Source organism: Marinagarivorans sp. (assembly GCF_982758155.1).
This window is the reverse complement of record NZ_CEXWTU010000121.1, coordinates 7,468-14,245: the sequence shown is the minus strand read 5'-3', so window position 1 is coordinate 14,245 and position 6,778 is coordinate 7,468. Positions and strand designations below refer to the sequence as shown.

6 protein-coding genes are annotated in these 6,778 nt (G+C 46.8%); 4 read left to right on the top strand and 2 right to left on the bottom strand.

What is annotated here, in order from left to right; all coding sequences use genetic code 11:
• Positions 1-67: 67 nt before the first annotated feature.
• Positions 68-1,732, bottom strand: coding sequence for an energy-dependent translational throttle protein EttA (ettA, locus tag AC3A8L_RS13130; RefSeq protein WP_487962718.1), 1,665 nt, complete (start codon positions 1,730-1,732; stop codon positions 68-70).
• Positions 1,733-1,875: 143 nt separating this feature from the next.
• Positions 1,876-3,117 (bottom strand): c-type cytochrome, encoded by a 1,242-nt coding sequence (locus AC3A8L_RS13125; protein WP_487962717.1) that lies wholly within the window; start codon positions 3,115-3,117, stop codon positions 1,876-1,878.
• A 539-nt stretch (positions 3,118-3,656) separates the two neighbouring features.
• Between AC3A8L_RS13125 and AC3A8L_RS13120 the strand changes: the two genes are divergently transcribed.
• From AC3A8L_RS13120 to AC3A8L_RS13105, 4 genes are all read left to right on the top strand, one after another.
• Complete coding sequence (locus AC3A8L_RS13120; RefSeq protein WP_487962716.1) at positions 3,657-3,950, top strand: hypothetical protein; 294 nt, start codon at positions 3,657-3,659, stop codon at positions 3,948-3,950.
• 141 nt (positions 3,951-4,091) lie between these two features.
• The gene (gene glyA, locus AC3A8L_RS13115) at positions 4,092-5,357 is read left to right on the top strand and encodes a serine hydroxymethyltransferase (protein WP_487962715.1); all 1,266 of its coding nucleotides are present in this window, start codon (positions 4,092-4,094) and stop codon (positions 5,355-5,357) included.
• Between the two features lie 304 nt (positions 5,358-5,661).
• Positions 5,662-6,288 (top strand): hypothetical protein, encoded by a 627-nt coding sequence (locus AC3A8L_RS13110; protein ID WP_487962714.1) that lies wholly within the window; start codon positions 5,662-5,664, stop codon positions 6,286-6,288.
• A partial coding sequence (locus AC3A8L_RS13105) for a DEAD/DEAH box helicase (RefSeq protein ID WP_487962713.1) occupies positions 6,288-6,778 on the top strand: 491 nt, incomplete at its 3' end. The genes AC3A8L_RS13110 and AC3A8L_RS13105, both read left to right, overlap by 1 nt.

Sequence of the window (6,778 nt, the reverse complement as noted above, 5' to 3'; positions counted from 1 at the left end):
TGAGAAAACAGGCGCCTTCGTCTAATTGGACAAACTATTATTGCCTCGCCCCTTAAGGCAAAATCCACTAAACTTTTAGGGGCTTATATTTAACGCGCTTAGGCTGTGCGTTATTACCTTTTCTTGCGACAAAGTCATCGTGGTATTCAGCGTAGTTGCCTTCGAAAAAGACAATTTCACTTTCATCTTCATAGGCCAGTATGTGCGTTGCAACACGATCTAAGAACCAGCGGTCGTGCGAAATAACCAAGGCACAACCTGGGAAGTTTTCGATGGCTTCTTCAAGAGCTCGTAAGGTTTCAACATCCAAATCGTTTGAGGGTTCATCCAGTAATAGAACATTAGCCCCTTGTTTAAGGGTGTTTGCCAAATGTAAGCGACCGCGCTCACCACCGGATAATTCACCGACACGTTTTTGTTGGTCTGAGCCTTTAAAGTTAAAGCGCCCCACGTAGGAACGTGAGTTCACTTCGTAATTCCCGATTTTCAGTAGATCGGCACCTTCAGAGATAGCCTCCCAAACGGTTTTATCATTTTTGAGATTTTCACGGCCCTGCTCAACATAAGCAATTTTAGTGGTTTCGCCCAAAATGACTTCACCACTATCGGGTTTTTCCGTGCCGGCAATCATGCGGAACAGGGTAGATTTACCCGCGCCGTTGCCACCCACAATACCAACAATGGCGCCCTTGGGAATGTTAAGGCTGAGATTATCAATTAATAACCGGTCGCCAAAGCTTTTGCTCACGTTATGCAGCTCGATCACTTTATCGCCAAGACGCTCGCCGGGTGGGATATAAATTTCGTTGGTTTCGTTACGGCTTTGGAATTCTTGGCTTTGCATTTCATCAAAGCGCGCCAAACGTGCTTTGTTTTTGGCTTGGCGGCCTTTGGGGTTTTGACGGGCCCACTCTAGCTCGGTTTTCATCGCTTTTTGACGAGCCACTTCGCCGCGTTGCTCTTGTTCTAAACGAGCCGACTTTTGTTCTAGCCAGTTGCTGTAATTGCCTTCATAGGGAATGCCGTGGCCACGGTCTAATTCCAAAATCCAGTTGGCGGCGTTATCGAGAAAGTAGCGATCGTGCGTAATGGCAACCACGGTGCCGGGGAATTCGTGAAGGAATTGCTCCAGCCAAAACACAGATTCTGCGTCCAAGTGGTTCGTTGGCTCATCAAGCAATAGCATGTCTGGGCGCGAAAGCAGCAAGCGGCACAACGCTACACGGCGTTTTTCACCGCCCGAAAGCTTAGTGACATCGGCATCCCAAGGCGGTAGTCGCAGGGAGTCTGCTGCAACTTCTAGCTTGTGGTTTAAGTTGTGAGCATCCCACGCTTCAATAACATCTTCACACTTGGCCTGTGCTTTAGCCAACGCATCAAAGTCGGCATCGGGCTCGGCATAGTCCGCGTAAATTTTATCGAGCGCGGCAAGGGCATCTACGGCTTCTTGTACGCCTTCTTCTACATTACCGCGTACGTCTTTATCGGGGTTAAGTGCGGGTTCCTGTGGTAGGTAGCCCACTTTAATGTCGGGCATTGGCCGCGCTTCACCCTGAATATCGGTATCGAGCCCCGCCATAATTTTCAGCAGCGTCGATTTACCCGAACCATTCAGGCCGAGTACGCCGATTTTGGCACCAGGGAAAAAGGATAGTGAGATATTCTTAAGGATTTCGCGTTTGGGCGGAACAATTTTGCTCACCCGGTTCATGGTATAGACGTATTGCGCCATCTAATTAAAGCCTCTAGGAAGTTGCGAATTTGATAGTGGCGAAGGGTACTTAGCTTGGCGGGGGATTGCAATTGTTGGGTTTTGGATGGGCGTAAAAAGGCGCTTAACCACGTTAAGCGCCTTGGGTTATCTAAAGGGCTAAATTATTTCCAGTGTACTTCTAAGTTCTTAATAGAAATTGAAAGTTCTTTGAAGCTTTCGGGTACGTTCAATGCGTCCCAGTCGGTATCGTTAGGGCCACCAAGCAAATTACGAATAACATCGCCGTAAGTGGTACTGGCAGTTTTGGAACCAAGGACTTCAGGGTTTATTTGAATGCGGTCAGCTACCGTGCTTGCTTGTGCGGCTAGTGTAGTTGCGCCCTTCTCCCAAACTTCACCGGTAAACATATCCATTTCTTCAAAAGGAATTGTTACTCGAATCCACTGATCAGCTAAGGCTGTTTGGTCAATTTCAATGTAGCGCTCGGTTTGAACTTTTGAGCCAGTGCTGGGTGCAAGTATAGATACTGCAAATACCGCCTTGCCTTGATCCAGTTCGCCATACTGAGCATCGGTGAGCGTATCGCCATAAATGGCCATTAGCTCACCTTCGCTCAAAATAACGCTATCGCTGCTGTGTAATTTGAATTCGAAAACGATTTTATCGACATCAGAAAACGTTTTGTTTTGGTCGGCAATAGAGACTTCAATACCGTTTGAATGCTGCTGTGCCCAATTGGCGTATTTTTTCACTAACACAACTTTCTGTGTGCTCATGTCATTACAGCTGCTATCACTTGCTGTAACACCTGGAACGTCATAAAGTGCTGAATCCCCGCTCATTGCGAGCCCATCATAGGGCGCAACGGTTGAAACATGAGACCAGCCGCTGATGATATTGGTGCTGCCCTTGAATGCCGCTGTGGTATTGCTATCCATCATGGTGTCAACACCGCAGTTTGCGATTGAATCAATGGTGTAGCCTGTTGCTGCTGAAACCAAGCTAAAAGCTTCGTCGTCCCAGCTATTAATATAAGCTGCAACCTGCTCTGCACAATCAGCATCGCAATCAGTGGGCATAGCACCAGCACCAGCTTTAGGCATATTAGTTTCGATGTACATGGCTAAATCAGCGGGGCCATCGCCTAAGTTGATCGCTGTGCTGCCCATGCCATCGGCACCGTGACAACCAACGCATTGTGCTTCATAGGCTGTTTTACCTAGAGCAACCAAATCCACGCTAGCTTCACTTGAGCTTGTTGCGCTACTAGATGAATCCATTGCCATCGATGAGCTGGCGGCTGTTGTAGGCGCGGTATCGTTATTGCTCGACCCACAACCACTTAGCATCGCAGCGGCAACCACTGCGGCGACGGATGAAATGTGTTTTTTATAAAGTGCCATTTTAATGTTTTCTCCCAGAATGCATTTGTTAGAGTTATCAATTGGTCGCCAGTTTATAGTCCTTTGCACCAATGCCAGCACAGCATACGAGTGGCTTAAGTGGATGTCTATATGCTGTTGGTCAAATTGCAGAGTGCGGATAACTCTTTGTCTTGCGTCGTAAATAATAAGTCGTATTACTATTGTTATAAGGATCAAAAAATGACAGCGCTATACACATGCTATAAAGCAGGAGTGCTAATATTCGGCTTGGCAGCATCACCATGAACAGCAGCTGTGGGTGAGGGCAACAGTGATTCTGTCGTTGAATCGAAACCTGTCGAAGGCGGGCGTTCGAAGCATTACTGGCTCGACGTCCTTAACCTCGGTGGAGGGGACGATTTTGGTGTTGCGGGGGTGCAGTTCAACTTTTCGGCTAAAGACGCGCAATGGATGGCCAGCTATCGGGTATTGGATCAGGATTTTCTTTTCCGTCACAGGGTGGAGCGAGGTTCACAGCAAGCTATCGAGGGGGAAATGAGTGAGTTGGGTCTGATCGGATGTGGCACTTTCCTGCACGGGGCGGTTACGTTAATGCTTCTATGGGGCTCAGTGTATTACACGGCGATATCGGTACTGATTGCGTAGAAACCGATCGTAGCTCTGGCATCACAATTAGTGTTCAGTATGAATGCCGGCGAGAACAGTTCCGAACTTTAGGTGTTCCTCTACGGGTAAGTGCGGGCGGTGGGCGGCATGTGGGAATAGCTGCGCATTTGGATCTGAACTTAAATCTAGAGGAGCCGTTCATAGCATTCTCTTTTTCTATCCCTATTGGTACTTTCGCGCGCTAATATTTGGCTCAACAATACAGAGAAAGCCAAAATCTGGCGGTGAAGGTTTTGCCAAATAGTGTACAATCGCGCCCTATATTTTTCCCTTTAAAACCTAACCAATATGCCGGCCTAGGGCCTAGCTGTGATTTGAGGATTCCTATGTTTGATAAAAACCAAACCGTTGCCGATTTTGACCCCGAAATTTGGTCGTCAATTCAAAATGAAAATCGTCGTCAAGAAGAGCACATCGAGCTGATTGCGAGCGAAAACTACACCAGCCCTATGGTAATGGCCGTGCAAGGCACTAAGCTGACCAATAAGTACGCCGAAGGCTACCCTGGCAAGCGTTATTATGGCGGTTGTGAGTATGTTGATCAATCTGAAGGCTTAGCGATTGAGCGTGCTAAAACCTTGTTTGGTGCCGATTATGCCAACGTTCAGCCGCACTCAGGTTCACAAGCCAATGCGGCTGTGTATGCGGCATTATGTGCACCTGGCGATACTGTATTAGGTATGAGTTTGGCACACGGTGGTCACTTAACCCACGGTGCCAAAGTAAGCTTTTCGGGCAAGTACTACAACGCGGTTCAATACGGTTTAAACACAGATACCGGCTTGATCGATTACGAAGAAGTTGAGCGTTTAGCGCTAGAGCACAAGCCTAAAATGATCGTAGCGGGCTTTTCGGCTTATTCTCAAGTGGCTGATTGGCAGCGTTTTCGCGATATCGCAGATAAAGTCGGTGCTTACTTGTTAGTAGATATGGCTCACGTTGCCGGTTTGGTAGCCGCGGGTGTTTACCCAAGCCCGGTTAACATTGCTGATGTAACGACTTCGACTACGCACAAAACATTGCGCGGCCCACGTGGCGGTATCATCTTGGCGAAAGCCAACGAAGCGATCGAGAAGAAGTTAAACTCGGCTGTTTTCCCTGGCGGCCAAGGCGGCCCGTTGATGCATGTTATCGCGGCAAAAGCGGTAAGCTTCAAAGAAGCCATGAGCGATGAGTACAAAGCGTACCAACAGCAAGTGGTTAAAAACGCAAAAGTGATGGCAAATACTTTCATTAAGCGTGGCATTAACATTGTATCCGGCGGAACCGAAAACCACTTGATGCTCGTTGATTTGATCGGCAAAGAATATACCGGTAAAGATGCTGATGCTGCTTTAGGCGCGGCTAATATCACTGTTAACAAAAACGCCGTACCTAACGACCCACGTTCACCGTTTGTAACCTCGGGTTTACGTGTCGGTACACCGGCTATTACCACGCGTGGTTTTGGTGAGGCGGAGTGTGAGCAATTGACAAACTGGATGGTCGACATTCTAGATGCTTTAGAAGCGGGTAATGCAGAAGAAGTGATTGCTAGTGTTAAAGGTCAAGTTCTAGAGCTTTGCGCTAAATTCCCCGTTTATGGTGAATAGTTAGCTATAGCTAAAATGGGCGGCCAATGGCCGCCTTTTTTATGTCCAAGGATGGGCGGTTCCTGAAAATACATCGGTATAGGATATGCCTTATTAGAACTGCGCAGGAGCTTACAGTCGAGGAGCAGTTTTCAGGGTTAATTCAGTCTTGGTGAGTCTTGAATGGAGTTGCTTTCCGGCTCTAAAGCTGCGTTCTGCCTCCGAGGGCCTGGGCAATTTTCATCGCACACTATCGATAGGTTGGGCATTGTTCGAAAAGTGGTGATAACATTTTCAGATTTCACTAATTCAGCGGAAGGTTAATATGAGCGAAACGTCGATTATAAAAATGCTGGAATATGCTGAAAGGAACGACACCTTTTCTTTTGGTGAGTTTCTAAAAGAATATAAAATAATCGGAGAGGACAGGGTTCGCTACTATGTGAATTTAATTAATAGCGGTGATTTTTTTTGTAAGGTTGGAGCTGTGCCACTAAAAGAAAATGATACAGCAGCCAAGCTTTTGTTTTCTGTAAAAGATCAAATGCATTTGATTGATTACCGTAATCTTCAGCAGGCTAAAGCTGATTCAGATTCTGCGAAAAATCAAGCTAGAGCATCTACATATATAGCAATATTAGCTTTTGCCGCTACTTTTGCTACTGGATTACTTGCATATGTACAGGGTGAGAAAGTTTTAAACAGCGATATCAATATTCCCTCGCACGTAATGACGCGAGTTGATGTAATTGAACAGCAGAGTGCGCAGTTACTGCAGTCTGTTAATGATTTGTTGCTAGCAGTTAATGATATCAATAATGAAAACTCTCAGGTGATTGAAGATATTTCTGGGAATGTGAGCTCGTTGGGTGGTGAACTCTCCTCGGGGTTGGCGGAGGTTGTGCAAGAGTTAAAAAAATCCAATCTTAATGGAAAAGCTAAAGGTCAATAATGCAACAAACCCCCTTATCAGTTTTAGAGCACGTTTTCGGTTACGATAAATTTCGTGGTCAGCAAGAGGCTATTGTTAACGCCGTTATTGGTGGCGATGATGCCTTAGTTATTATGCCGACCGGCGGCGGTAAATCGCTGTGTTATCAAATTCCGGCCTTGCTACGCCCCGGTGTTGCGATTGTGGTTTCGCCCTTAATTGCGTTGATGCAAGATCAGGTTGAAGCGTTGCGGGCGCTGGGGGTGAGGGCGGGGTTTTTAAATAGTACTTTAACGCCGCAAGAGATTTACGATAATGAGCAAGCGTTGCGGGCAGGGCAGATTGATGTTGTTTATATTGCGCCGGAGCGTTTGATTCAGGCGCGCACGATTAATTTACTACTACAAAGCCAAATTGCTTTATTTGCCATTGATGAAGCCCACTGTGTGGCGCAATGGGGGCACGATTTTCGGGCGGATTATTTACGTTTAGATGTACTGCATACTGAATT